Below are 21,737 nucleotides of genomic sequence, written 5' to 3'. Positions count from 1 at the left end.
AGGTACTCCTGGATGATAATCTACCTGATCCTCGGCGGGATCGTGGTGCTTGGCATCTTCCTCATGCTGGGCCGCGCGAAGGTCGAGGAGAAGGACGACGACGACGATGACGACGACACCCCCGGCGGTCCGCGGCGCATCCGCGTTCCCGTCCGGTCAACGAACAGAGGTAAGCGATGAGCGTGACCGACCAGATCCGCGAAACGATCGAGAAGAACGACGTGGTGCTTTACATGAAGGGCACCAAGACCATGCCGCAATGCGGCTTTTCCAGCCGAGTAGCCGGTGTCCTTAACTTCATGGGCGTGGAATTCGCCGATGTGAACGTGCTGGCCGATGAGGGCGTGCGCCAGGGGATCAAGGAATTCTCGGACTGGCCGACGATCCCGCAGCTTTACGTCAAGGGCGAATTCGTCGGCGGCTGCGACATCATCACCGAGATGACGCTGTCGGGCGAACTCGACCAGTTGTTCGAGGCCAAGGGCGTCTCCTACGACAAGGACGCCGCCGACAAGATCCGCGAAGCGAACGCCTGATCCGCGCACGGTAGGCATCCTGAAGGCAGTCACCCCAGGATTGGATATCTTCGCTCGCAACCCTATTTGCGGGCGTTGAAGGCGTCTCAACTGCAATGCGATGCGATCCGGTAGTCCCTGCAACCGGGACACCGGCATGATGGGCGGGACACGCGAATGAAGATCACTCAGGTGCGCAACGCGACACTGCGGCTTGACTATGGCGGCAGCCGTTTCCTGATCGACCCGATGCTGGGCGATCAGGGCGCCTATCCGCCCTTCGCCGGCACGCCGAACGACGACCTGCGCAACCCGCTGGTGCCGCTGCCCCTGCCGCTGCAGGACATTCTGGATGTCGACGCGGTGATCGTGACGCATCTGCACGCCGACCATTGGGATACCGCCGCGGTGGAGAGCGTGCCGAGGGATCTGCCGCTTTTCGCGCAGAACGCCGAGGATGCTGCGAAGATCGGCGCCGCCGGCTTCAGCGATGTGCGCGTCCTGGGCGCCGACACCCGCCTGGAGGGGGTCGAGCTGATCAAGACCGCTGGGCAGCATGGCACCGACGCCGCGATCAATCGGCTCGGCGACCGGCTGGGGCAGGTCTGCGGAATCGTCTTCCGCCATCCGGATGAAAGAACGCTCTATCTGGCCGGCGACACGATCTGGAACGACCATGTGCAAACGGCGCTGACCCAGCACCGTCCGGATATCGTGATCGTCAATGCCGGTGCGGCGACGATCAATGGCGTGGGCCGGATCATCATGGGAAGCGACGATGTGCTGGCGGTGCATCACGCGGCGCCCGAGGCGCGGATCGTCGCCAGCCACATGGAGGCGCTGAACCACTGTGTCCTTTCCCGCGCCGATCTGCGCTCCTTCGCCGAGGGCAACGGTTTTTCGGACCACCTGGACATCCCCGCCGACGGCGAGACCCTGACGTTCTGACCCCTGCGCGGCGCGCGACGTCCGCGCATTCGGCGGCAGGCTGGACTTGAATCGCACAAAACAAAGGCACGTTGGTCAAAACGCCGGCGCATGGCCCGCGAAACAGCCTGAAAATAAGGCAGCGGGACGCGGATCGTATTGAAGGGGCAGCACGGTCCTGCCTTTCTGGCGCGAAAAGGAAACCGCGCCATGAACGCCCTCGCACCGGATACAGCCAGACACCAGCGCAGCCACGGCGCCGCGCATGTCGCGATGGCACGCCTGGCCGGTCGCACCCGCCTTTCCAGGCTGGCGCAGCGCGGCTCGGCCCGGGCGATCCTGCTAGACAGCGCTGATCGGCCGGAGGTGGTTTTCCTCAACACCTCGGGCGGGCTCACCGGGGGCGACCGGCTCGAGTTGTCGCTCGACCTCGGCGCCGGGTGCCAGGCGGTGGCGACGACTCAGACGGCGGAACGCGCCTATCGCGCGGCGGAGGGCGAGGCGCGCGTGCGCATTCAGCATGCGGTGCATGCCGGGGCGCATCTGGATTGGTTGCCGCAGGAAACGATCCTTTACGAATCGAGTGCCCTGTCGCGGCGCAGCGAGATCGCGCTGCACGCCGACGCCTCCTGCCTGGTGCTTGAGGCGGTCGTCCTGGGCCGCGCGGCGATGGGCGAGCATCCGCGCGAACTGCGTTTCGGCGATCACCGCACGATCACGCGCGACGGGCGCCCCGTCCTGATCGAGCCGCTGCTGCTGGACCGCGACGCGATCGCCGGCGGCCCCGCCGTCCTTGGCGGGGCACGTGCCTTTGCCATCCTCGCGCTCGTGCAAGCGGGTGCCGAAGACGCGGTTGCGGCGGCGCGCGATGCCCTGGGCGAACCCGGCGTGTCGGGCGCAGCCTCGGGCTTTGACGGCAAGCTGGTGGTGCGGCTGATGGCCGGGGATGGCTGGCCGCTCAAGCGCCAGATCGTCCGCCTGCTGCGCCGCCTGCGACCCCTTCCCCTGCCCCGCGTCTGGCAGATGGCCGGGGGCACCGCATGAACCTGACCCCGCGCGAACGCGAAAAGCTGCTGGTCAGCCTGGCCGCGATGGTCGCGCGCGGCCGGCTCGACCGCGGCGTGAAGCTCAACCACCCCGAAGCCGTGGCCCTGATCACCGATTTCGTGGTCGAGGGCGCGCGCGACGGGCGCAGCGTCGCCGACCTGATGGAGGCCGGCGCGCATGTGATCGTAGCCGACCAGTGCCTGCCCGGCATCCCCGAAATGATCCCCGCGGTCCAGGTCGAGGCCACGTTTCCTGATGGCACCAAGCTGGTGACCGTCCATCACCCCATCCGCTGAGAGGTTTTCATGCGCGCGCGTCGATCTGCTCTTCCACTTCTGCTGCTGCCGGTCCTGCTGCTTCCCGCAACCGCCGCGGCGCATCCGCATCATGACCACGCCGGGGGCTTCCTTGACGGGGTGGCGCACCCGCTTCTCGGCCTCGATCACCTGCTCGCGATGGTCGCCGTCGGCCTTTGGGCGGCGCTGACCGGCGGGCGGGCGCTCTGGGCTCTTCCGCTGGCGTTTCTGGCGGCGATGGCGGTTGCCGGGCTGGCCGGCACCGGCGGCGCCGCGTTCGCGCTGGTCGAACACGCGATCCTCGCCTCGGTGATCGTCCTCGCCGCGGCGGTGGCGCTGTCGCTGCGCGTCTCCCTGGCCTGGGCCGTGCCGCTGGTCGCGCTCTTCGGCACCGCGCATGGCTGGGCCCACGGGGTCGAGGGGTCCGGCGGGCTGGATTACGCCGCGGGTTTCCTGATCGCCACCGCCGCGCTCCACACGCTCGGGGTCGCGCTGGGGCGGCTGGGACCTGTCGCCCTGCGGCTGGCGGGCGGCGCAGTGGCGCTTGGCGGCGTCGCCCTTGCGGTCACCTGAGAAAGGCACCCCGATGATCCCCGGAGAGATGTTCTTCACCGACACCGAGATCGAACTCAACGCCGGTCGGCCCGTCACCGTCCTGGAAGTCGCCAATACCGGCGACCGGCCGGTGCAGGTGGGCTCGCACTACCACTTCGCCGAGGCCAACCCGGGACTGCGGTTCGACCGGGCCGCCGCGCGCGGCCAGCGGCTGGACATCCCCGCCGGCACCGCCGTGCGGTTCGAACCCGGCCAGACGCGCGAGGTTCGGCTGATCCCCTACGCGGGGGAACGCCACGTCTACGGGTTTTCCGGCGCTATCATGGGCGCGCTTTAGGGTATAGCGAGGGCGCTTAACCTGACCAGGAGTCGTTCCATGATGCTTACCCCCGCCGCGATGCAGCTTGCCAACACCTATACCCGGATGCTGGTCGAATCACAGATGATCATCACCATGCGCATGATGGGGATGGTCGGCGCCTGGCGCGTCTCGCCCACCGAGAACAAGCGCATGGTGCAAGAGAAGATGAGCGCCTTCATGAAGGGAGCCGCCGCCGCCGGTGCGGTCGCAATGCGCGGCGCCGACGCGGTCGCCATCGTCACGGCGGCGACCGCGCCCTACAGCCGCGCGACCCGCGCCAACACCCGCCGCCTGCGCGGTGGCCATCCGCTTCTGCCAAAGTAAGGACCAGCGATGCCCGTCCGTATCCCGCGCGCCGATTACGCCGACATGTACGGCCCCAGCACCGGCGACCGCGTGCGGCTGGGCGACACCGACCTGATCGTCGAGGTCGAGCGTGACCTGACCACCTACGGCGAAGAGGTGAAGTTCGGCGGCGGCAAGGTGATCCGTGACGGCATGGGCCAGTCGCAGGTCACCCGCGCCGGGGGCGCGGTGGACACGGTCATCACCAACGCGCTGATCGTCGACTGGACCGGGATCTACAAGGCGGATCTGGGCCTGCGCGACGGGCGGATCCACGCTATCGGCAAGGCCGGCAACCCCGACACCCAGGCCGGGGTCGACATCATCATCGGTCCGGGCACCGAGGTGATCGCGGGTGAGGGAAAGATCCTGACCGCCGGCGGGTTCGATGCGCATATCCACTTCATCTGCCCTCAGCAGATCGAGGATGCGCTGCATTCCGGCATCACCACCATGCTGGGTGGCGGCACCGGCCCGGCGCACGGCACGCTCGCCACCACCGCCACGCCCGGCCCGTGGCACACCGGGCGCATGCTGCAAAGCTTCGAGGCGCTGCCGATGAACCTGGGCCTCTCCGGCAAGGGCAATGCCAGCCTGCCCGACGCCCTGCACGAACAGATCCGCGCCGGCGCCTGCGCGCTGAAACTGCACGAGGATTGGGGCACCACCCCCGCCGCCATCGACTGCTGCCTGTCGGTGGCCGAGGAAACCGACGTGCAGGTGATGATCCACACCGACACGCTCAACGAATCCGGCTTTGTCGAGGATACGATCCGCGCCATTGGCGGCCGCACCATCCACGCCTTCCACACCGAAGGCGCCGGCGGCGGCCATGCGCCCGACATCATCAAGGTCTGCGGGCTGGCCAACATCCTGCCGTCCTCGACCAACCCGACCATGCCCTACACCGTCAACACGATCGAGGAACATCTCGACATGCTGATGGTCTGCCACCACCTCAGCCGTAAGGTGCCCGAGGATGTGGCCTTTGCCGAATCGCGCATCCGGCGCGAAACCATCGCGGCCGAGGATATCCTGCACGACATGGGCGCCTTCAGCGTCCTGTCGTCGGACAGCCAGGCGATGGGGCGGGTGGGCGAGGTGATCATCCGCACCTGGCAGACCGCGCACAAGATGAAGCGCCAGCGCGGCCCCCTGCCCGAAGAGCAGGGCGCGAACGACAACGCCCGCGTCCGGCGCTACATCGCCAAATACACGATCAACCCGGCCATCGTGCACGGCATGAGCCGCCATATCGGCAGTATCGAGGTTGGCAAGCGCGCGGACCTCGTGCTCTGGTCCCCCGCCTTCTTCGGCGCCAAGCCCGAGATGGTGCTGCTCGGCGGCTCCATCGTTCTGGCGCAGATGGGCGATCCGAACGCCTCGATCCCCGTTCAGCCCATCTATTCCCGCCCGATGTTCGCCGCCCACGGTCGCGCGCTGGAGGCGAGCGCCGTCACCTTCGTCAGCCAGGCGGCCCACGCGGCTCGCGTCGGCGCGGACCTCGGCCTGCGCAAGACCCTTCTGCCGGTCGAAGGGTGCCGCGGCCTGACCAAGGCCGACATGCGCCTGAACGACACCCTGCCCTTAATCGAGGTCGACCCCGAAACCTATGCCGTCCGCGCCAATGGCGAGCTTCTGACCTGCGAACCCGCGCAGGAGCTGCCGCTGGCGCAGCGCTATTTCCTCTATTGAGCCCGCCATGATCGCACACCTGCCCGCCTTTCGCGCAGTGTCGCTGGATTGCGCCCATGCAATGCGCAGCCAAGCCATGTCTATGCCGCAACGCAGCATTGCCCGGCCCGCACTGGATATGGCAGCCCCGATGCCCCATATTGTTCGCCAAGGGAGGAAACCGCCTATCGAAAGGGTTTCCTATGGCTTACTTTCCGAACCTCAACACGGAAGAACTGACGCCGCGCCTGCGCGCGCAAGCCGACCGCTTCTTCGCCACGCTGGGCCAGGGCTTCAATTCGTATATCGAGCGCCGCTCGCGCCGGGCGCAGATCGAATATCTCGACAGCCTCAGCGACGCCGAATTGGCCAAGCGCGGCATCACCCGCGACCAGATCGTCCAGCACGTCTTCCGCGACCTGATGTTCTGCTGAACGGCCGGACGGGACCGGGCGGGCAGGTCATGCTCCGGGCGGAAACGCGCCATGACTGACCTGCCCCCCGCCCGCCAGATCCTCCGCGCCGGGAACGGCCGGGCCGCCACCGAGACGGTCGCCCTCGACTACGAGGCGCGCTTTCTGCGTCGCAAACGGCTGCGCCTGCCGTCGGGCGACAGCTTTCTGGTCGACTTGGCCGAAACCGTCAGCTTGGACCACGGCGACGCCCTGCTGCTGGACGACGGCCGCGTGATCGCCGTCGAAGCCGCGCCCGAACCGGTGCTGGTGATAACCGGCGACCTGCCGCGCCTCGCCTGGCATATCGGCAACCGCCACACGCCCTGCCAGATCGCCCCCGACCGGCTGGTAATCCGCGCCGACCACGTGCTCGAGGCGATGCTGCGCCATCTCGGCGCCGACCTCGCCCCCACCCACCTGCCCTTCACGCCCGAGGGCGGCGCCTATGGCCACGGCCGCACGATGGGCCACGACCACGGCCATGCGCACGCCCACAGCCACGCCCATTCTCACGCGCACAGCCACGCCGACGCCCACAGCCACGCGGACGCGCACGCCGCCTCATCCAGCCCCCGGGAATGACCGCTCCGCTAACCCCCCTGCTGGCGCTGACCCAATGGCTCTCGCCCGCCTTCCCCACCGGGGCCTTCGCCTATTCCCACGGGCTGGAGCAGGTGGTCGCCGACGGCACCGTGCACGACCCCGCGACGCTTCAGGACTGGCTGCGTGGCATCCTTTTGCACGGCGCCGGGCGGCAGGACGGCGCGCTTCTGATCCGCGCGCTCGCGCCCGCAACCTCGCTCGACGCGCTCGACGCGCTCGACGCGATGGCGCGCGCCCTCGCCCCTTCGGCCGAACGGCTGGCCGAGACCGTGGAACTGGGCACCGCCTTCGCGCGCTCGGTCGCGGCGACAACCGGTCGCGCCATGCCACCCCGCGCCCTGCCCGTCGCCGTGGGCGAGGCCGCGCGCCCGCTTGGCCTGCCCGCCGCGCAGGTCGCGGCCCTCTACCTGCAGGCCTTCGCCGGCAACCTCGTCACCATCGCCACCCGGCATGTCCCCTTGGGCCAGTCCGCCGGGCAGCGCGTACTGGCGCAGCTTCTGCCCCCCATCCAGTCGCTAGCGCAGGACCTCTCGTCCACGGAAGCACCGGAGATCTCGGCCTCGGCGCTGGCCGCCGATCTCGCCGCCATGACCCACGAAACCAAGGACGTGAGGCTTTTTCGCACATGAGCATGAACGGCCCCCTGCGCGTCGGCATCGGCGGCCCCGTCGGCGTCGGCAAGACCACGCTGACCGAACACCTCGCGCGCGCGTTGGCCCCGCGCTGCTCGATGGCGGTGATCACCAACGACATCTACACGCGCGAGGATGCCGAATACCTGATGCGCGCGCAGGTGCTGCCCCAGGACCGCATCCGCGGGGTCGAGACCGGCGGTTGCCCGCATACCGCGATCCGCGAGGATGCCTCGATCAACCTCGCCGCGCTGGCGGAACTGTCCGTGACCTTCCCGGGGCTCGACCTGGTGCTGATCGAATCCGGCGGCGACAATCTGGCCGCGACCTTCTCGCCGGAACTGGCCGACCTCACGATCTACGTCATCGACACCGCCGCCGGGCAGGACATCCCGCGCAAGAAGGGGCCGGGGTTGACCCGGTCGGACCTGCTGGTGGTCAACAAGACCGATCTGGCCCCGCATGTCGGCGTGGACCTCGCGCAACTCGAATCCGACACCGCCGCGGCGCGGGGCGACCGCCCCTACGTCATGGCCCGCCTCAGGCAGGGCGAAGGCGTGCCGCAGATCGTCGACTTTCTGGTAGCCGAGGGCGGTCTGACCCTCTCCTGAAAACCCACCCCGCGCCTAGGGCAGCAGCAGCGCAAATGCCACGACCCCGGCCACCAGCAGCGCGCCCGCCATGGGCCATCGGCTCAGCACCGCGTCGATCCGGGCGGCGCGGACCAGCAAGCGCAGGCCCCCGCGTCGCGCTCCGAAGGGCGGTGTCGGTTCGATGTCGGGCAGCCGCCACCCTACCGCGCGCGCCGGCAGCAGGTGCAGCAGATCGCCAGGCGGTTGCGTCGGGACCGGCCGGCGGCAGAGCACGGCCAGCACTCCCAGCCCCAGCAGCATCGGCCACAGCGCCTCGACCACCGCGCCGGACCGCAGCGCATATCCCACCGGCAAGTCCGTCGCCCCCGACCAAAGCGCCCAGGGCACCAGCACCGCGGCCAGCCCCAGCGCCCCCGCCCCCGCGATCAGCGCGCCCCATGGCTGGCCCTGCGCCCTCTTGTCGTCGCGCGCCAGCAGCCAGAGGAACCAGCCCAGCACCAGCGTCGTCGTCACCCCGCTCAGCGTCACGGCCAGCGCCAGCGCCGGCGCCAGCCCGCTCTTGGCCGCGGCCTTCGCCAGCCCGCCGCCGGTCAGCGGCAGCCCGGCGACCGACAGCGCGATCAGCCCCGCCAGCGCCAGCGTCGCCGCGCGCCGCCGCCCGGTCGCCGCCATTGCCACGCCGACCAGCAGGAACAACGCGCCCTTGGCCAGACCGTGGTGCAGCGCGTAGAAGGCCACCGATTGCCCCGCCCCCACCAGCGCCAGGATCAGGCCCATCTGGCTGACCGTGGAATAGGCGAGTACCGCCTTGGGATTGGCCTGCGTCAGCCCCCACAGCGCCGCGCCGAAGGCCCCGGCAAATCCCAGGCCCACCAGCAGACCGCCCCAACCGCCGCCCGGTGGCAGGAACAGCAGCATGCCGATCAGCCCCGCGTTGACGATCGCGCCCGACAGCACCGCCGATCCGGGCACCGGCGCCACCGGATGCGCCAGCGGCAGCCAGACATGCAGCGGCACCATGCCCGCCTTGATGCCGAACCCGGTGACCAGCAGCGCCAGCCCGATCCCGCCCAGTGGCGCGTCGCTCAGCGCCTCGCGCACCGCCGGGATCTGCAGGCTGTCGCCCGCCTGCGCCCCGATCAGCAGCCCCGCCAGCAGCGCCGCCTCGCCCAGCACCGCCAGCACGATATAGACCCGCCCCGCCGCCAGCGCGGCTTCGGTCCGCTCGTGCACCACGAGCACCCAGGCACAGAGCGACACGGCGGCGAAGGCCACGTAGAAGGTCACGACATCCGCCGCCAGGAACACCCCCAGGTTGCCGGCCAGCGTCACGCACCAGAAGCCCGCCAGGATCCCGGAGCGCACGCCGCGTTCCAGCGTCAGCGCCGCCTGCCAGCCCGCCGCCGTCCAGACCGCCGCGGTCATGCCCAGAAACAGCGCCCCGCCGGGCACCGCCGCCAGTTCGACGCCCAGCAACAGGTCGGGCATCCCGGTCGTCCCCGGCGCCCCCAGCACCGCAAAGCCCAGCGCCGGCAGCGGCGCCAAGGGCAGCACCCGCACCGCCAGCGCGCGCCAGGCCGGCACAAGCGGCACCAGCCCCAGCAGCAGCGGCCAGGCCAGCACCAGAAACGGCCAGGGCGAGCCGGTTATGATCGCGCTCATGGCAGATACCCCCGCGTGATGATCAATTCGGCCCAGCGCAGCGGGCTGACGGCGCTGGCCGCCAGCGCCCCCACGCCCAGCGACGCCGCCGCGGTCACCACCGCGGGCGCGACCAGCACCGGCGCGCGCTCGTCCCCCGTCGCGTCCCCGGCGGCCGGCAGGAACCACAGCCGGTAGAGCAGCGGCAGGAAATAGGCCGCGTTCAGAAGCGTCGATGCCGCAAGCACACCCAGCACCCAGGGCGCGCCGGCCTCCAGCGCGCCGAGGCCCAGATAGACCTTGCTGACGAACCCCGCCATCGGCGGCAGCCCGATCATGCCCAGCGCGCCCAGCGAAAAGCAGGCCGAGGTCCAAGGCATCCGCGCGCCGAGGCCGTTCAACCCCTCGATCCGCTTCACCCCGGCGCGCTCGTCATAGATGCCGGCGCAGAAGAACAGCGTGATCTTCATCAACCCCTGATGCACCAGATGCACCAGCGCGCCAATCATCGCATAGGGCCCAGCCAGCGCCGCGCCCAGCACGATGTAGCTGACCTGGCTGACGGTGGAAAACGCCAGCCGCTTCTTGATCTCGTCCTGCTGCAGCGCGCGGATCGACCCCCAGACGATGGTCAGCGACGCCAGCGCCGCCAGCGGCACGCCGACCCCCAGCGCCGCCACCGTCTGCGGCCCGAAGACGTCGTAGATCACGCGGATGACGCCGAAGGCGCCAGCCTTGACCACCGCCACCGCGTGCAGCAGCGCCGAGACCGGCGCGGGTGCGGCCATCGCCGCCGGCAGCCAGCCGTGCAGCGGCACCAGCGCGGCCTTGACCCCGACGCCCAGGATGAACAGCGCAAAGATCGCGCGCAGTTCCCAGGGGTCCAGCCCGCTCAGGTCCGGCGGCTCGGTGAACAGGACAGGGCCGGTCGCGCTTTCCAGCCAGATGATCGCCCAGAGCAGCGCCGCACTCCCCGGCAGGGCGAACAGCAGATAGCTGCGCGCGGCCCTCAGCGACGCCCCGTCCTGCTTGTGCGCGACCAGGGGCCATGTGCTCAGCGTCAAGAGCTCGAAAAACAGGAAGAACGAGATCAGCGAACCCGACATCGCCAGCCCCGTCGTCGCCGCCACGCACAGGCTGAAAAAGCCGAAGAACCGCGACTGGTGCGCCTTGGTGCCGAAATAGGCGATCGCATAGACCGTGGTCAGCAGCCACAGCGTGCCGGATAGCGAAACGAACAACAGCGCGATCGCGTCCACCCGCAAGAGCAGCACCAGCCCCGGCGCCAGCGGCAGCGACGCCTCGTAGACCGCGCCGCCCGCCACCGCGACCAGCATGGCGACGATCAGCCCCAGCTTCAGCACCGCGCCGCCCAGGTTCAGCGCGTTGCGCAGCACGCGGCTCGCCTCGGGCAGAAAGAAGGTGATCGCGGCGGTGATCAGCGATGTCGCCAGGATCAGGACCGGCAGCAGCGCGCTCACGGCCCCTCCTCGGCGGCCTCGGGGCGACCGATCTGCAGAAAGTCGAAGGGCGCGGCCGACAGGATCCCCAGCAGGATCGCCAGCCCCGCCAGCACCAGCGGCACCGCCTGCCGCGCGCGCGCGACCGTCTGCACGCCCTCGCCCCCCTCGCGCGCGAAAAGCGCGGCCATCGGGCGATAGAGGTACCCCGCCGTCAGCAGCCCGCCCAGCGTCATCACCAGCGCCCAGATCCACTGCCCCGCCGCGAAGGACGAGGTCATCAGCAGGTATTTCGCCGTGAACCCGCCCGACGGCGGCAGGCTGATCAGCGTGACGCTGGCCAGCGCGAAGGCGAAGGCGGTCATCGGCATGACCCGCGCCAGCCCGCGCAACGCGCCCAGCCGGTCGCTGCCGGCGGCGGCCATGAACAGCCCGGCGGCCAGGAACATCGCGGCCTTGGCCAGCCCGTGGCTGAGCGCCTGAAAGATCGCGCCGGTCCAGGCGCCCGCCGTCCAGGGTTGCGCCCCCGCCGCGCCCCCGGCCAGCGGAAAGACCAGGAACAGGTAGCCCAGCTGCGCCACCGTCGAATAGGCGACGATCAGCTTCAGCCGCGCCTGCACCAGCGCCCGCAGGCTGCCCCACAGGATCGCCGCCGCCCCCAGCACGCCCAGCAGCAGAAGCGCCCGGTCCGTGCCCAGGTCCGGCATCGCCTCGAACCAGAGCCGCAGCAGGATCACGAAGGACGCCTTCGGCACCAGCGCCGACAACAGGGCCGAGGCCGGCGCCGGCGCGCTGGCATGCGCCGGCGGCAGCCAGACGTGAAACGGGAAGAGCGCGGTCTTGACCAGCAGCCCCGCGGTCATCAGCGCCAGTGCCAGCCCGTCCGGCGCGGCCGCATCGCGCGCGGCGACCAGGTCGATGTCCAGCGTGCCATGCGCGCCGTAGATCAGCACCACGCCGGCCAGATACAGCAGCGACCCGGCCAGCGCGAAGATCAGATAGCGCATCGCCGCGGCAATCGCCTCGGCCCGCCCGCCGATCGCGACCAGCGCGACCGCCGCCAGCGTCAGCAACTCGATCCCGACATAGAGGTTGAAAAGATCGCGCGACAGGAAAACCGCGTTCAGCGCCCCCCAGAGCAGAAGCATCAGAGGCCAGAAGCCGAAGGCGGCGCGCGGCCCGGCGCCCTGCGGCGTCATCTCGTCCCGCGCGGCGGCGGCGACGCCGGCCATGACCAGCGCCGTCAACAGCACGAAGGCGGCGCCCAGCCCGTCGGCGGCCAGCGCGATGCCCAGCGGCGGCGACCAGCCGCCCAGCGCCAGCCGCACCACCCCGCCCGAATGCACCGCAACGGCCAGCCCGACCGCCGCCACCAGCGTCAGCGCAACCACGCCCGCCAAGACCGCCGCCACCGCGCGGCGCGGCAGCGCGACGGCGGCCAGCGCGCCCAGCAGCGGCAGGACCAGGCAGGCCAGCAGCGCGCTCACGGCGCGTCCTCCTCCTCGGGCAGGGTGGCGCGGCCGGCGGCGCGCACCTGCGCCACGACCAGCGCCACGGCCAGCGCGCTGGCTGCCAGTGCGACGACGATGCCGGTGATGATCAGCGCCTGCGGCACCGGGTCCGGCGCCGCCCCCCGCGTCGCCGCCGCCCCGAAATAGAGAAACAGGCCCGACCCGATCAGGTTGAACGCCACCACCCGCCTGAGCAGGTGCCGCGCCGCCAGCAGGCCGAAAAAGCCCAGCCCGACCAGCGCCGCGCCCGTCAAGGCATAGATCGACAAGGCCGCCATCACCCGGCCCCCTCCGCCTCGGGCGGGCCGAGGACCAGGAACGCCAGCGTGACCGCGATCGACACGGTCAACGCCACCTCGATGGTGACGATGGCGGGTTTCGCAAACCCCTCGGGCAGGGTCAGGAAGCCCCCGGCCAGCACCGCGCCCGCGATCCCCGCCAGCAGAAAGACCGCCGGCCCCAGGACCAGCGCCCCCTGCCAGAGCGGCGCGCCGATCCACGGCGGGCGGATCACCCCCGCCAGCACCGCGACCAGCCCGACCGCCGCCAGCACCGTGCCGCCCTGAAAGGCCCCGCCCGGATGGTCCGCCCCCGCCCAGACCAGCCAGACCCCGACCAGCAGGCCCACCGGCGGCAGCACGCGCCCGAAACCGGCCATCACGCCACCCGGCCGCGCATGCTGCGGCCGGCCCAGCGGTTCGCGCCAGTCGCCCTCGCGCGCCAGCATCCACACGCCGATCAGCGCCGCCAGCAGCACGATGCTTTCCAGAAGCGTGTCCCATGCGCGGAAGTTCAGCAGGACCGCGGTCACCGGATTGCCGACGCCGGCGCGCGGCAGCGCCTCGGCCAGTTCCGGGCCGGGCTCCACGGGGATCGGCATCTCGAACCAAGCCCAGCCCAGCGCCGCGGCCAGCGCGCCCCCGGCCAGGGCGGCGGACCAGGGCATGCCATGCGCCAGATCCTGCGCGGCCTCGGCGCGCCGCAGGCGGCCATGCGCCGCCAGCAGCAGCACGCCGGTCAGCCCCGCGCCGATCGCCGCCTCGGCCAGCGCCACGTTGACCGCGTCCAGCCGCACCCAGGCGACCGCGGCCAGCAGCCCGTAGACGATGAAGAAGACGACGGCGCGGAACACCCCCCGTCCCGCCACCACGGCCAGCGCCACCCCCAGGATCAGCGCGCAAAGCGCCGCGTCCAGCGCCAGACCCAGCGCCGCTGTCATGCGCCGCCCCGCCGCATCAGCGCCGCGCGCGCCACCAGCTGCGCCACCGCCCCCGCCGCCAGCAGCGCCAGCACCCAGATCAGCGCGATCCGCGCGACCTGCGCCCAGCTCTCGGCCTGAAAGGCGACCCCCAGCGCGATGAAGCCCAGGCCCAGGTTGTCGGCCTTGGTCAGTGCGTGCAGCCGGCTGAAGGTGTCGGGAAACCGGATCAGACCCACCGTGCCGGCGGCAAAGAACACAAGCCCCAGCGCCGTGAACAGCAGCGTCGCCAGATCAGCCATCGCCACGCCGCCGATCCGGGTCCCGCCGCGTCCGGCCGACCTGCGCCGCCGCGTCCGGCGTCATCGCGGAAAGCTGCATGTCGGCGGGCGGCGCCTCCTCCTCGGGGTCGCCGGCGCCGTCGGGGGTGCCGGCCTTGACGAACCCCACCGCCGCCAGCGCCGCCAGCAGCGCCAGCGCCACCGCCACGTCCAAAGCCGCCCAGTCCTGCACCGCCGCCAGCAGGATCAGCACGGCGACCCCGCCGGTGCCGACCAGCTGCGCCGCCATCATCCGGTCGGCGGGCGCCGGCCCCCGCCACACCCGCCACAGCGCGCCGGCAAGACTGGCCAGCACGCCGATCGCCACGAAGGACAGCCAGGCGGTCATGCCCCACCCTGCGGCCGGTCCCGCCGGTGGCCGATGATCGCGGCGATCTCGCGCGCCTCGCGCGGGATGGAGGCGTCGAAACGCCCGCCGCGGTCCAGCACATGCACCAGCAGCCGGTCGCCGTCACAGCCCGCGGCCAGCGTGCCGGGCATCAGCGACAACTCGCCCCCCAGCGCCACGCGCGCGCCGCCCGGCAAGCCGCCGGACGGCTCGGGCGGGACGTCGATCCAGCCGGGGTCCAGCGGCATCTTCCGCGCGAACGCGCGGCGCGCGACATCGACCCCGCCGGTGACCGACCCGGCGAGGAACCGCGGCAGGTGCAGCGCCAGCCGCCACAGGATCAGCGGATGGCGCGCCGGCAGCAGCCGCAGGCTCAGCGCGACGGCGGCGGGCACGGCCACCAGGCCCAGCGCCAGCCCTTCGGGATCCGGGGCGCTCAGCGCCGCCCAGATCGCCCCCAGCATCGCGCCGCGGTGCGCCACCGCCCTGATCCACAGTCCGTCCATGGCCCGAGTTCACCGCAGCGCCGACCCCGACGCAACCCCGAATCGGGCGCACAGGCGCGGCCCGCGCCCCCGCTCAGCGCATCGCCAGCGGCAACCACAGGATGATCGCCGGAAAGGCCAGCACCAGCGCCAGCGCCAGCAACTGCAGCCCGACGAAGGGCAGGACCCCGGCATAGATCACCCGGATCGGCAGGTCCGTCGCGATCCCGCGCAGGTAGAACAGCGCATAGCCGAACGGCGGCGTCAGGAACGAGGTCTGCAGGTTCACCGCCAACGCGATGGCGAACCAGATCAGCACATGCTCGGTCGGCATGCCGAAATCCAGCGCCATGACCACCGGCGCGATGATCGGCACCACGACCAGCGTGATCTCCACCCATTCCAGGAAAAAGCCCAGCACGAAGATCATCGCCATGATGAAGATCAGCACCATCCACGGGTTGCGCTCGTCGATCTGGAACAGCTCGGCGATCATCGTGTCGCCACCGAGTCGCCGGAAGACGACGCTGAAGACCGTGGCGCCGATCATCACGAAGACGATCATCGCGGTGGTCTTGGTGGTATCGCGCAGGGCCAGGGTCAGCGCCTTCAGCGAAAGCCGCCGCGACAGCAGCGCCAGCAGCAACGCGCCCGCCGCCCCGATCGCCGCGGATTCGGTCGGCGTGGCGATGCCGGTGATGATCGTGCCCAGCACCGACACGATCAGCAGGATCGGCGCCAGCAGATCGCGCGTCAGCGCCCAGAGCGCGCGCCAGAACCCCGGGCTTTCCAGCGTGCGCCCCGGCGCCGGCATCTTGTGCGGCGCGAATATCGCCACCGCAATCAGGAACGCGGTGTAAAGCCCGCCCAGCATCAGCCCCGGCCCGATCGCCCCCATGAACAGATCGCCGACCGAAATGCGCAGCTGATCGCCCAGGATGATCAGCATGATCGACGGCGGGATCAAAATGCCCAGCGTCCCCGAGGCCGCGATCAGCCCGCTCGACAGGCGCAGATCGTATCCCGCCGCGCGCATCGCCGGCAGCGCCATCATCCCCAGCAGCACCACCGACGCGCCGATGATCCCGGTCGACGCCGCCATGACGATGCCGATGATCGCCACCGCAAAGGCATAGCCCCCCGGCACGTTGCGGAAAAGCGCGGCCAGCGAGGCCAGCAACCGCTCCGCCACGCCCGAGCGTTCCAGCATCAGCCCCATGAAGACGAAAAGCGGCACCGCGACCAAGAGCCAGTTGGTCAGCACGCCCGAATAGATGCGCTGCACCCCCATCGACAGGAACAGCATCGGCAGGTCCGCCGCCACCGCAAAGACGATGCCCAGCCCGGCCAGCACGAAGGCCACGGGATAGCCCGCGAAGATGCCGACCAGCAGCGCCAGCAGCATCAGGATCGGCATCACATGCGCGTCCACCGGCCGCCCCTCAGCTTGCGCCGGGGCGCGGGCGGCCCAGCAGTTCGGCCAGCGCCGCCGCCACCCGCGCCACGCCGGCCAGTGCCAGCAGGCCGAAGGCCAGCGGAATGCAGGCTTTCACGATCCAGCGGCTCTGCAACCCGCCGTGCGGCGAGCCCTCGCCGGTATTCCAGGCGGTCAGCGCGAAGAAGTAACCGTAATAGGCGATGATCAGGCAGAACGGGATCAACAGCACCAGATCGCCCAGGATGCGCAGCACCAGCTGCCCCCGCCGCGGCAGCAGCGCATAGACGAAATCGACCGCCACATGACGCTCGTCGCGCAGCGCGTAGACGCCGCCGAACAGCACCAGCGCGGCAAAGACATACCACTGAAAATCGATCAGGCTGTTCACCGTCAGCCGCGCGCCCAGCACCGGCACGCGACCCTCCCACTCGACCAGCGCGTTCACGCCCATCTTGGCGGCGGCGATGGTGATCAGGACCGAGGCCGCCAGCGGCAGCACCAGCCATCCGATCCAGCGGCCCGGCAGGCTGACCGCGTCGAGCAGACGCTCGGAAAGGCGTATCATGCGGCGGTCCCGGATGATCGGGCGGGCCGGCGGCCCGCCCGGTTGCGGTCAGTCGGCCTGCGGCAGCGCCTGCAGGGTGCTCCACTCGCCGACCGAGTCCATGTAGGCGGTCAGCGATTCCAGCGCCTCGGCGAAGATCTCGTCGCGCGCAGCCTCATCCTCCATCACCTTCTGGCTTGCCTCGCGCAGCGCCGCCAGCACCTCGTCGGGGAAGCGGCGCACCTCTACCCCGGCTTCGCGGATCGTGGCGATGGCTTCCGCCTGGGCGTTGATCTGGTCGTGCATGTTGAAGGCGATGTTGGCGAGGCACGCTTCCTCCATGATGCGCTGGTGCCGCTCGCTCAGGTCGTTCCAGACATCCATGTTGATGATGATGCTGTCCCAGCTCGACGGCTGGTGCCAGCCCGGAAAGTAGTAGTAGCTGGCGATCCGCTGAAAGCCGAAGCCGACATCCAGCTGCGGCGCCGAGAATTCGGCCGCGTCGATCCGGCCGGTTTCCAGCGACAGGTAGATCTCGCCCGCCGGCACCATCTGCACGTTGGCGCCCATCTCCGCCATCGCCAGACCGCCCAGGCCCGCGATGCGCATGGTCAGGCCCTGCAGGTCCTCGGGCGCGTTGATCTCGCGGTTGAACCAGCCGCCGGCCTCGGGCACGACCAGGTGGCAGGGCAGCACCTTGACGTTGTGCGCGTCATAGGCCTTCTGGATGATCTCCAGCCCGCCCCCCTGGAACATCCAGCCCATCGCCACCTCGGGCGTGGGCCCGAAGGGCATGGAGCCGACCAGGTTCGCCACCGGGATCGAACTGGCCCAGTAGCCGATCCAGTCGAACCCCATCTGCAACGCGCCCGAACTGACCGCGCCGAACACCTCGAACGGCGGCACGAAATCGCCGGCGCCGTGGACGTTGACGGTGATCTCGCCGTTGCTCATCAGGTTCACGCGCTCGGCCCAGCGTTGCGGGCTGGGGCCGATCGACGGCACGTTCAGGCCGAAAACGCTCTGCAGGTCCAGGGTCACGTTCTGCGCTGCGGCCGGCGCACCCGCCATCAGCGCTGCCGTCGCCACGGCAGTCAGGAAATGCCTCGTCATTCTGTCCTCCCTCCGGCGCGAACCCGTTCGCGCGCGCCTCTCCGTTTGATGCATCCGGGTTCCCACGAAAGGTAGCCCTTGGCACGACGAAAACGTTAGATATAGTCAAATCGATTTGCAAGAAACAAAAACGGGGATTCCATGAAAGGCATCGCGGGACAGGTGGCGGTGGTTTCGGGCGCCGGGCGCGGCAACGGCCGCGCCATCGCCCGCGGCCTGGCCGAGGCCGGCGCGGCGGTCGCCGTCTGCGACATCGACGCGGAAAGTGCTTCGGCGACGGCGGCGGAGATCACCGCCGCCGGCGGCACGGCGCGGGCCTGGGGGCTGGACGTGACCGACCGCGCCGCCTGCCTGCGCATTGCCGCCGCGGTCGCCGCGGACCTCGGGCCGGCCGCGATCCTGGTCAACAATGCCGGCATCATCCGGCGCAATCCGATCACCGCGCCCGAGGCCGCCGACGACTGGGACGCCACGCTCGCGGTCAACGCGACCGGCGCGATGAACCTGACCCGCGCCTTTATTTCGCAACTTCGCGAAACAGTCGGGCGCATCGTCAACCTCGGCTCGATCATGTCGGTCGCCGGCGGGCGGAACGTCGCCGCCTACGCCGCCTCGAAGGGCGCGATCCTGCAGATGACGCGGGCGCTCGCGGTCGAACTGGCCGGCGACGGCATCCGCGTCAACGCGCTGGCCCCCGGTGTCATCGACACGCCGATGACCGAAGCCACCCGCGCCGACCCGCAGGCCATCGGGCGCTTCATGGCGCATACCCCGATGGGCCGCACCGGCCGGCCCGAGGAACTGGTTGGCCCGGTCCTGTTCCTGGCCTCGGACATGTCCAGCTACGTGACCGGCGCGCTGCTGCCGGTCGACGGCGGCTACCTCGCAGCGTAAGGGAAGCGCGATGAAACGACACGAATGCGACGTTCTGGTGGTGGGCTCTGGCGCCGGGGGGCTGGCCACCGCCGTCGCCGCCGCCCACCGCCGGCTCAAGGTGCTGGTGGTCGAGAAGGAGCCGCTCTTCGGCGGCACCACGGCGCGGTCAGGCGGCTGGATGTGGATCCCCTGCAACGCCCCGGCGCAACGTGCGGGCGTGACGGACAGCAAGGACGAGGCCCGGCGCTACCTGCAGCACGAGGCCGGCGCGCATTTCGACCCGCACCGCGTCGACGCCTTCCTCGACAACGGCCCCCGCGCGGTCGAGTTCTTCGAGCGTGAAACGGCGCTGCAGTTCGACCTCGGCCCGACCTTCGCCGACTATCACCCCGACGCGCCGGGCGGCATGGACGGCGGCCGCTCCATCGTCGCGCGGCCCTTCGACGGCCGCGAACTGGGCCGCGAAATCCGCCGCCTGCGCCCCCCCCTGTCCGAGATCACCTTCCTCGGCATGATGATCGGCTCGGGCAAGGAGTTGCTCCATTTCTTCAACGTCCTGCGCTCGCCGGTCTCGGCGGGCTATGTCGCGGTGCTCTTCGCCAAGTTCCTGCGCGACCGGCTCTTCCACGGCCGCCCCATGCGGCTGATGAACGGCAATGCGCTGGTCGGGCGGCTGGCGAAATCGGCGTTCGACAAGGGCGTGCCGATCTGGACCGACGCCCCCGTGCGAGAGCTGATCCAAGACGACACCGGCCGCGTCACCGGCGCGCTTGTCCATACCGCCACCGGCCCGGTCGAGGTGCACGCCCGCCGCGGCGTGGTGCTGGCCGCCGGCGGCTTCCCGCAGGACGCGGTGCGGCGCAAGGAATTGATGCCGCACGCCCCCTCGGGGCACGAACACGCCTCGCCCGCACCGCCGGGCAATACCGGCGACGGGCTCAGGCTGGGCGAGGCCGTGGGCGCGACGGTCGACACGTCCCTGCCCCATGCCGCCGCCTGGGTGCCGATCTCGCGCCCGCGGCGGCCGGACGGGACGCTGGGCACCTTCCCGCATTTCGTGGACCGCTCGAAACCCGGCGTCATCGCCGTCACCCGTTCCGGCCGGCGTTTCGTGAACGAGGCGAATTCGTATCACGACTTCTGCCAGGCGATGGTCGCCCGCCAGCACGAGGAGGGCGGCGAGATCGCGGCCTGGTTCATCACCGACCACCGCGCCTTTCGCCGCTACGGGCTGGGCTACGCCAAGCCCGCGCCCGTGCCCTTCGGCAAACTGATCCGCGACGGCTACCTGCTGCGCGGGCGGTCACTGGCGGAACTGGCCCGGCAGTTCGGCGCCGATGCCGCGGAACTGGAGCGCACGGTGGCGCGCTTCAACAACCACGCCCGGCGCGGCGAGGACCCCGAATTCGGCAAGGGCACGACCAGCTACAACCGCTCCCTCGGCGATCCCGAGCATGAACCCAACCCCTGCCTTGCCCCGATCGAGAAGGGGCCGTTCTACGCCGTCAAGCTGGTGATCGGCGATCTGGGCACCTTTGCCGGGCTCAAGGCCGATGAAAACGCGCGCGTCCTCGACGAGGCCGGCCAGCCCATCGGCGGGCTTTACGCGGTGGGCAACGACATGGCCTCGATCATGGGCGGCAACTATCCGGGCGGCGGCATCACCCTCGGCCCGGCGATCACCTTCGGCTACATCGCCGCCCGGCATCTGGCCGGCGCGAACGAATGACCGACATCGGCGCAGCGGAAGGCGCCGACGGCAGCGGCGGGGCGCCGCGGGCGCAACGCGGTGTGCGGTCGCTGGAAACCGCGGGCACGGTGCTGCGCCGGCTGGCCCGCGCCGAGGCGCCGATGATGCTGCGCGACCTGTCCGAGGCGCTGAACATGGCCGCGTCGCAACTGCACCCCTACCTGGTCAGCCTGCGCGCCAGCGGGCTGGTCGAGCAGACCGAGCGCGGGCTCTACACGCTGGGGCCCTTCGCGCTGGAACTGGGCCTGAGCCGGCTGCGCAGCCAGAACGCCTACCGCGAGACGATCCGCCGGGTGCCCGCGCTGGTCGAGGAGTTGCAGCTGATGGTCGCGGTCACCGTCTGGGGCCTGCACGGCGCGACCATCGTCTATGTCGAGGAAAGCCCCAACCGCATTCACGCCAATGTCCAGCCCGGCGGTATCTTCCGGATGACCAACACCGCCACCGGCGCGCTCTTCGCCGCCTTCCATCCGCCCGCCCAGACCGAACCCGTCATCCGGCAGGAGATCGACGCGGCGACGCGGGCCGATGCGCCGGCCTCGGACTTCGACGAGGGCGCGCTGCGCGCCCGCATCCGCGCCGTGCGCGCGCAGGGCTACGCGACGACGCGCGACATCCCCATCCCCGGCGTCAGCGCGATCGCCGCGCCGGTCTTCGACCATACCGGCGTGATGAAGCTGGCGCTGACGGTGATCGGCCCGACCGGGCTGATCGGGCTGGAGCCGACCTCGGCTGCGGTGGCGCGCACCCTTGGTTTCGTGCGCACGCTCTCGTCCGATCTGGGCTGGGTCGGCGCGGCAAGCGATTGATGCCGGTCCCGCCGCGGACCGCCGGATTTTCCCCGCAGGGAATCCGGTCTGAATAGGGCGTTAATTCCCCGCGGGGAAATCACCGCCGGTCGGGGATGCGTCCGGACCGACGTGGGGCGACGGGGTTGGCAGGTGCGCAAGCCGCACCACCCCGCGGGGGAGTCTGAAAAGGATGTTAATTCCCCGCGGGGAAATCACCGCCGGTCGAGGATGCCCCCGGTCCCGATGAGGGGGTGACCG

General features: G+C 70.6%; 27 protein-coding genes. 16 read left to right on the top strand and 11 right to left on the bottom strand.

What is annotated here, in order from left to right; genetic code table 11:
* The first annotated feature begins 12 nt into the window (after window positions 1-12).
* The 13 genes from IM708_RS01575 to ureG all read left to right on the top strand — a co-directional run bounded on the left by IM708_RS01575 (window position 13) and on the right by ureG (window position 8,021).
* A complete protein-coding gene (locus IM708_RS01575) occupies window positions 13-180 on the top strand; it encodes a hypothetical protein (RefSeq protein WP_209424542.1) in 168 nt (55 codons plus the stop codon).
* A complete protein-coding gene (gene grxD / locus IM708_RS01570) occupies window positions 177-536 on the top strand; it encodes a Grx4 family monothiol glutaredoxin (RefSeq protein ID WP_209424541.1) in 360 nt (119 codons plus the stop codon). The genes IM708_RS01575 and grxD overlap by 4 nt, the downstream gene beginning before the upstream one ends.
* 156 nt (window positions 537-692) lie before the next feature.
* A complete protein-coding gene (locus IM708_RS01565) occupies window positions 693-1,463 on the top strand; it encodes an MBL fold metallo-hydrolase (protein ID WP_209424540.1) in 771 nt (256 codons plus the stop codon).
* A gap of 189 nt (window positions 1,464-1,652) precedes the next feature.
* A complete protein-coding gene (locus tag IM708_RS01560; RefSeq protein WP_209424539.1) occupies window positions 1,653-2,486 on the top strand; it encodes an urease accessory protein UreD in 834 nt (277 codons plus the stop codon).
* Window positions 2,483-2,785 carry an urease subunit gamma gene (locus IM708_RS01555; protein ID WP_209424538.1) on the top strand — a complete coding sequence of 101 codons (303 nt, stop codon included), beginning with the start codon at window positions 2,483-2,485 and terminating at the stop codon, window positions 2,783-2,785. Before IM708_RS01560 ends, IM708_RS01555 begins: the two co-directional genes overlap by 4 nt.
* Before the next feature lie 9 nt (window positions 2,786-2,794).
* On the top strand, window positions 2,795-3,358 hold the full coding sequence (locus IM708_RS01550) for a HupE/UreJ family protein (RefSeq protein WP_209424537.1): 564 nt from the start codon (window positions 2,795-2,797) through the stop codon (window positions 3,356-3,358).
* Between the two features lie 13 nt (window positions 3,359-3,371).
* On the top strand, window positions 3,372-3,677 hold the full coding sequence (locus IM708_RS01545) for an urease subunit beta (protein WP_209424536.1): 306 nt from the start codon (window positions 3,372-3,374) through the stop codon (window positions 3,675-3,677).
* Window positions 3,678-3,716: 39 nt separating this feature from the next.
* A complete protein-coding gene (locus IM708_RS01540) occupies window positions 3,717-4,025 on the top strand; it encodes an antibiotic ABC transporter (protein ID WP_209424535.1) in 309 nt (102 codons plus the stop codon).
* A gap of 9 nt (window positions 4,026-4,034) precedes the next feature.
* Window positions 4,035-5,741 carry an urease subunit alpha gene (gene ureC, locus IM708_RS01535; RefSeq protein ID WP_209424534.1) on the top strand — a complete coding sequence of 569 codons (1,707 nt, stop codon included), beginning with the start codon at window positions 4,035-4,037 and terminating at the stop codon, window positions 5,739-5,741.
* A 182-nt stretch (window positions 5,742-5,923) separates the two neighbouring features.
* Window positions 5,924-6,154, top strand: a complete 231-nt coding sequence (locus IM708_RS01530; RefSeq protein WP_209424533.1) for a DUF1127 domain-containing protein — start codon at window positions 5,924-5,926, stop codon at window positions 6,152-6,154.
* A 51-nt stretch (window positions 6,155-6,205) separates the two neighbouring features.
* Window positions 6,206-6,757, top strand: a complete 552-nt coding sequence (gene ureE / locus IM708_RS01525; protein WP_209424532.1) for an urease accessory protein UreE — start codon at window positions 6,206-6,208, stop codon at window positions 6,755-6,757.
* Complete coding sequence (locus IM708_RS01520) at window positions 6,754-7,407, top strand: urease accessory UreF family protein (RefSeq protein ID WP_209424531.1); 654 nt, start codon at window positions 6,754-6,756, stop codon at window positions 7,405-7,407. The genes ureE and IM708_RS01520 overlap by 4 nt, the downstream gene beginning before the upstream one ends.
* Complete coding sequence (gene ureG, locus IM708_RS01515; RefSeq protein ID WP_209424530.1) at window positions 7,404-8,021, top strand: urease accessory protein UreG; 618 nt, start codon at window positions 7,404-7,406, stop codon at window positions 8,019-8,021. Before IM708_RS01520 ends, ureG begins: the two co-directional genes overlap by 4 nt.
* A 15-nt stretch (window positions 8,022-8,036) precedes the next feature.
* Here ureG and IM708_RS01510 read toward each other — a convergent pair whose 3' ends face one another.
* The 11 genes from IM708_RS01510 to IM708_RS01460 all read right to left on the bottom strand — a co-directional run bounded on the left by IM708_RS01510 (window position 8,037) and on the right by IM708_RS01460 (window position 18,062).
* A complete protein-coding gene (locus IM708_RS01510; protein ID WP_209424529.1) occupies window positions 8,037-9,665 on the bottom strand; it encodes a complex I subunit 5 family protein in 1,629 nt (542 codons plus the stop codon).
* A complete protein-coding gene (locus IM708_RS01505) occupies window positions 9,662-11,125 on the bottom strand; it encodes a proton-conducting transporter membrane subunit (RefSeq protein WP_209424528.1) in 1,464 nt (487 codons plus the stop codon). The genes IM708_RS01510 and IM708_RS01505 overlap by 4 nt, the downstream gene beginning before the upstream one ends.
* On the bottom strand, window positions 11,122-12,591 hold the full coding sequence (locus tag IM708_RS01500; protein WP_209424527.1) for a proton-conducting transporter membrane subunit: 1,470 nt from the start codon (window positions 12,589-12,591) through the stop codon (window positions 11,122-11,124). Before IM708_RS01500 ends, IM708_RS01505 begins: the two co-directional genes overlap by 4 nt.
* Window positions 12,588-12,893: an NADH-quinone oxidoreductase subunit K gene (locus IM708_RS01495; RefSeq protein ID WP_209424526.1), complete on the bottom strand. Its 306-nt coding sequence runs from the start codon at window positions 12,891-12,893 to the stop codon at window positions 12,588-12,590. The genes IM708_RS01500 and IM708_RS01495 overlap by 4 nt, the downstream gene beginning before the upstream one ends.
* Window positions 12,893-13,834: a hydrogenase subunit MbhD domain-containing protein gene (locus IM708_RS01490; RefSeq protein ID WP_209424525.1), complete on the bottom strand. Its 942-nt coding sequence runs from the start codon at window positions 13,832-13,834 to the stop codon at window positions 12,893-12,895. The genes IM708_RS01495 and IM708_RS01490 overlap by 1 nt, the downstream gene beginning before the upstream one ends.
* Complete coding sequence (locus IM708_RS01485) at window positions 13,831-14,115, bottom strand: monovalent cation/H(+) antiporter subunit G (RefSeq protein WP_209424524.1); 285 nt, start codon at window positions 14,113-14,115, stop codon at window positions 13,831-13,833. The genes IM708_RS01490 and IM708_RS01485 overlap by 4 nt, the downstream gene beginning before the upstream one ends.
* Window positions 14,108-14,482 carry a monovalent cation/H+ antiporter complex subunit F gene (locus tag IM708_RS01480; RefSeq protein WP_209424523.1) on the bottom strand — a complete coding sequence of 125 codons (375 nt, stop codon included), beginning with the start codon at window positions 14,480-14,482 and terminating at the stop codon, window positions 14,108-14,110. The genes IM708_RS01485 and IM708_RS01480 overlap by 8 nt, the downstream gene beginning before the upstream one ends.
* Window positions 14,479-14,988 (bottom strand): Na+/H+ antiporter subunit E, encoded by a 510-nt coding sequence (locus IM708_RS01475; protein ID WP_209424522.1) that lies wholly within the window; start codon window positions 14,986-14,988, stop codon window positions 14,479-14,481. Before IM708_RS01475 ends, IM708_RS01480 begins: the two co-directional genes overlap by 4 nt.
* Before the next feature lie 73 nt (window positions 14,989-15,061).
* Window positions 15,062-16,399 carry a TRAP transporter large permease subunit gene (locus IM708_RS01470; protein WP_209424521.1) on the bottom strand — a complete coding sequence of 446 codons (1,338 nt, stop codon included), beginning with the start codon at window positions 16,397-16,399 and terminating at the stop codon, window positions 15,062-15,064.
* A gap of 10 nt (window positions 16,400-16,409) precedes the next feature.
* Complete coding sequence (locus IM708_RS01465; RefSeq protein ID WP_209424520.1) at window positions 16,410-16,970, bottom strand: TRAP transporter small permease subunit; 561 nt, start codon at window positions 16,968-16,970, stop codon at window positions 16,410-16,412.
* A gap of 48 nt (window positions 16,971-17,018) precedes the next feature.
* Window positions 17,019-18,062, bottom strand: coding sequence for a TRAP transporter substrate-binding protein (locus IM708_RS01460; protein ID WP_209424519.1), 1,044 nt, complete (start codon window positions 18,060-18,062; stop codon window positions 17,019-17,021).
* 141 nt (window positions 18,063-18,203) lie between these two features.
* Between IM708_RS01460 and IM708_RS01455 the strand changes: the two genes are divergently transcribed.
* The 3 genes from IM708_RS01455 to IM708_RS01445 are packed head-to-tail and all read left to right on the top strand — an operon-like array spanning window position 18,204 to window position 21,497.
* Complete coding sequence (locus IM708_RS01455; protein ID WP_209424518.1) at window positions 18,204-18,956, top strand: SDR family oxidoreductase; 753 nt, start codon at window positions 18,204-18,206, stop codon at window positions 18,954-18,956.
* A gap of 10 nt (window positions 18,957-18,966) precedes the next feature.
* Window positions 18,967-20,667 carry an FAD-dependent oxidoreductase gene (locus IM708_RS01450; protein WP_209424517.1) on the top strand — a complete coding sequence of 567 codons (1,701 nt, stop codon included), beginning with the start codon at window positions 18,967-18,969 and terminating at the stop codon, window positions 20,665-20,667.
* Window positions 20,664-21,497, top strand: a complete 834-nt coding sequence (locus IM708_RS01445; protein WP_209424516.1) for an IclR family transcriptional regulator — start codon at window positions 20,664-20,666, stop codon at window positions 21,495-21,497. Before IM708_RS01450 ends, IM708_RS01445 begins: the two co-directional genes overlap by 4 nt.
* The last annotated feature ends 240 nt before the right edge of the window (window positions 21,498-21,737 follow it).

Source organism: Pararhodobacter sp. SW119 (assembly GCF_017811755.1).
In the GTDB taxonomy this organism is placed as follows: Bacteria; Pseudomonadota; Alphaproteobacteria; order Rhodobacterales; family Rhodobacteraceae; genus Pararhodobacter.
This window is presented reverse-complemented; position numbering and strand designations above follow the sequence as displayed.

What these genes read in the sequence shown, in the direction of transcription:
- IM708_RS01460 (WP_209424519.1), bottom strand. Translation starts at nt 18,062, where the DNA reads ATGACGAGGCATTTCCTGACTGCCGTGGCGACGGCAGCGCTGATGGCG.
- IM708_RS01445 (WP_209424516.1), top strand. Translation starts at nt 20,664, where the DNA reads ATGACCGACATCGGCGCAGCGGAAGGCGCCGACGGCAGCGGCGGGGCG.
- IM708_RS01465 (WP_209424520.1), bottom strand. Translation starts at nt 16,970, where the DNA reads ATGATACGCCTTTCCGAGCGTCTGCTCGACGCGGTCAGCCTGCCGGGC.
- ureE (WP_209424532.1), top strand. Translation starts at nt 6,206, where the DNA reads ATGACTGACCTGCCCCCCGCCCGCCAGATCCTCCGCGCCGGGAACGGC.
- IM708_RS01485 (WP_209424524.1), bottom strand. Translation starts at nt 14,115, where the DNA reads ATGGCTGATCTGGCGACGCTGCTGTTCACGGCGCTGGGGCTTGTGTTC.
- IM708_RS01450 (WP_209424517.1), top strand. Translation starts at nt 18,967, where the DNA reads ATGAAACGACACGAATGCGACGTTCTGGTGGTGGGCTCTGGCGCCGGG.
- IM708_RS01555 (WP_209424538.1), top strand. Translation starts at nt 2,483, where the DNA reads ATGAACCTGACCCCGCGCGAACGCGAAAAGCTGCTGGTCAGCCTGGCC.
- IM708_RS01480 (WP_209424523.1), bottom strand. Translation starts at nt 14,482, where the DNA reads ATGACCGCCTGGCTGTCCTTCGTGGCGATCGGCGTGCTGGCCAGTCTT.
- IM708_RS01540 (WP_209424535.1), top strand. Translation starts at nt 3,717, where the DNA reads ATGATGCTTACCCCCGCCGCGATGCAGCTTGCCAACACCTATACCCGG.
- IM708_RS01520 (WP_209424531.1), top strand. Translation starts at nt 6,754, where the DNA reads ATGACCGCTCCGCTAACCCCCCTGCTGGCGCTGACCCAATGGCTCTCG.
- IM708_RS01475 (WP_209424522.1), bottom strand. Translation starts at nt 14,988, where the DNA reads ATGGACGGACTGTGGATCAGGGCGGTGGCGCACCGCGGCGCGATGCTG.
- IM708_RS01490 (WP_209424525.1), bottom strand. Translation starts at nt 13,834, where the DNA reads ATGACAGCGGCGCTGGGTCTGGCGCTGGACGCGGCGCTTTGCGCGCTG.
- grxD (WP_209424541.1), top strand. Translation starts at nt 177, where the DNA reads ATGAGCGTGACCGACCAGATCCGCGAAACGATCGAGAAGAACGACGTG.
- IM708_RS01565 (WP_209424540.1), top strand. Translation starts at nt 693, where the DNA reads ATGAAGATCACTCAGGTGCGCAACGCGACACTGCGGCTTGACTATGGC.
- ureC (WP_209424534.1), top strand. Translation starts at nt 4,035, where the DNA reads ATGCCCGTCCGTATCCCGCGCGCCGATTACGCCGACATGTACGGCCCC.
- IM708_RS01575 (WP_209424542.1), top strand. Translation starts at nt 13, where the DNA reads ATGATAATCTACCTGATCCTCGGCGGGATCGTGGTGCTTGGCATCTTC.
- IM708_RS01495 (WP_209424526.1), bottom strand. Translation starts at nt 12,893, where the DNA reads ATGGCGGCCTTGTCGATCTATGCCTTGACGGGCGCGGCGCTGGTCGGG.
- IM708_RS01560 (WP_209424539.1), top strand. Translation starts at nt 1,653, where the DNA reads ATGAACGCCCTCGCACCGGATACAGCCAGACACCAGCGCAGCCACGGC.
- IM708_RS01510 (WP_209424529.1), bottom strand. Translation starts at nt 9,665, where the DNA reads ATGAGCGCGATCATAACCGGCTCGCCCTGGCCGTTTCTGGTGCTGGCC.
- IM708_RS01550 (WP_209424537.1), top strand. Translation starts at nt 2,795, where the DNA reads ATGCGCGCGCGTCGATCTGCTCTTCCACTTCTGCTGCTGCCGGTCCTG.
- IM708_RS01530 (WP_209424533.1), top strand. Translation starts at nt 5,924, where the DNA reads ATGGCTTACTTTCCGAACCTCAACACGGAAGAACTGACGCCGCGCCTG.
- IM708_RS01545 (WP_209424536.1), top strand. Translation starts at nt 3,372, where the DNA reads ATGATCCCCGGAGAGATGTTCTTCACCGACACCGAGATCGAACTCAAC.
- IM708_RS01455 (WP_209424518.1), top strand. Translation starts at nt 18,204, where the DNA reads ATGAAAGGCATCGCGGGACAGGTGGCGGTGGTTTCGGGCGCCGGGCGC.
- ureG (WP_209424530.1), top strand. Translation starts at nt 7,404, where the DNA reads ATGAGCATGAACGGCCCCCTGCGCGTCGGCATCGGCGGCCCCGTCGGC.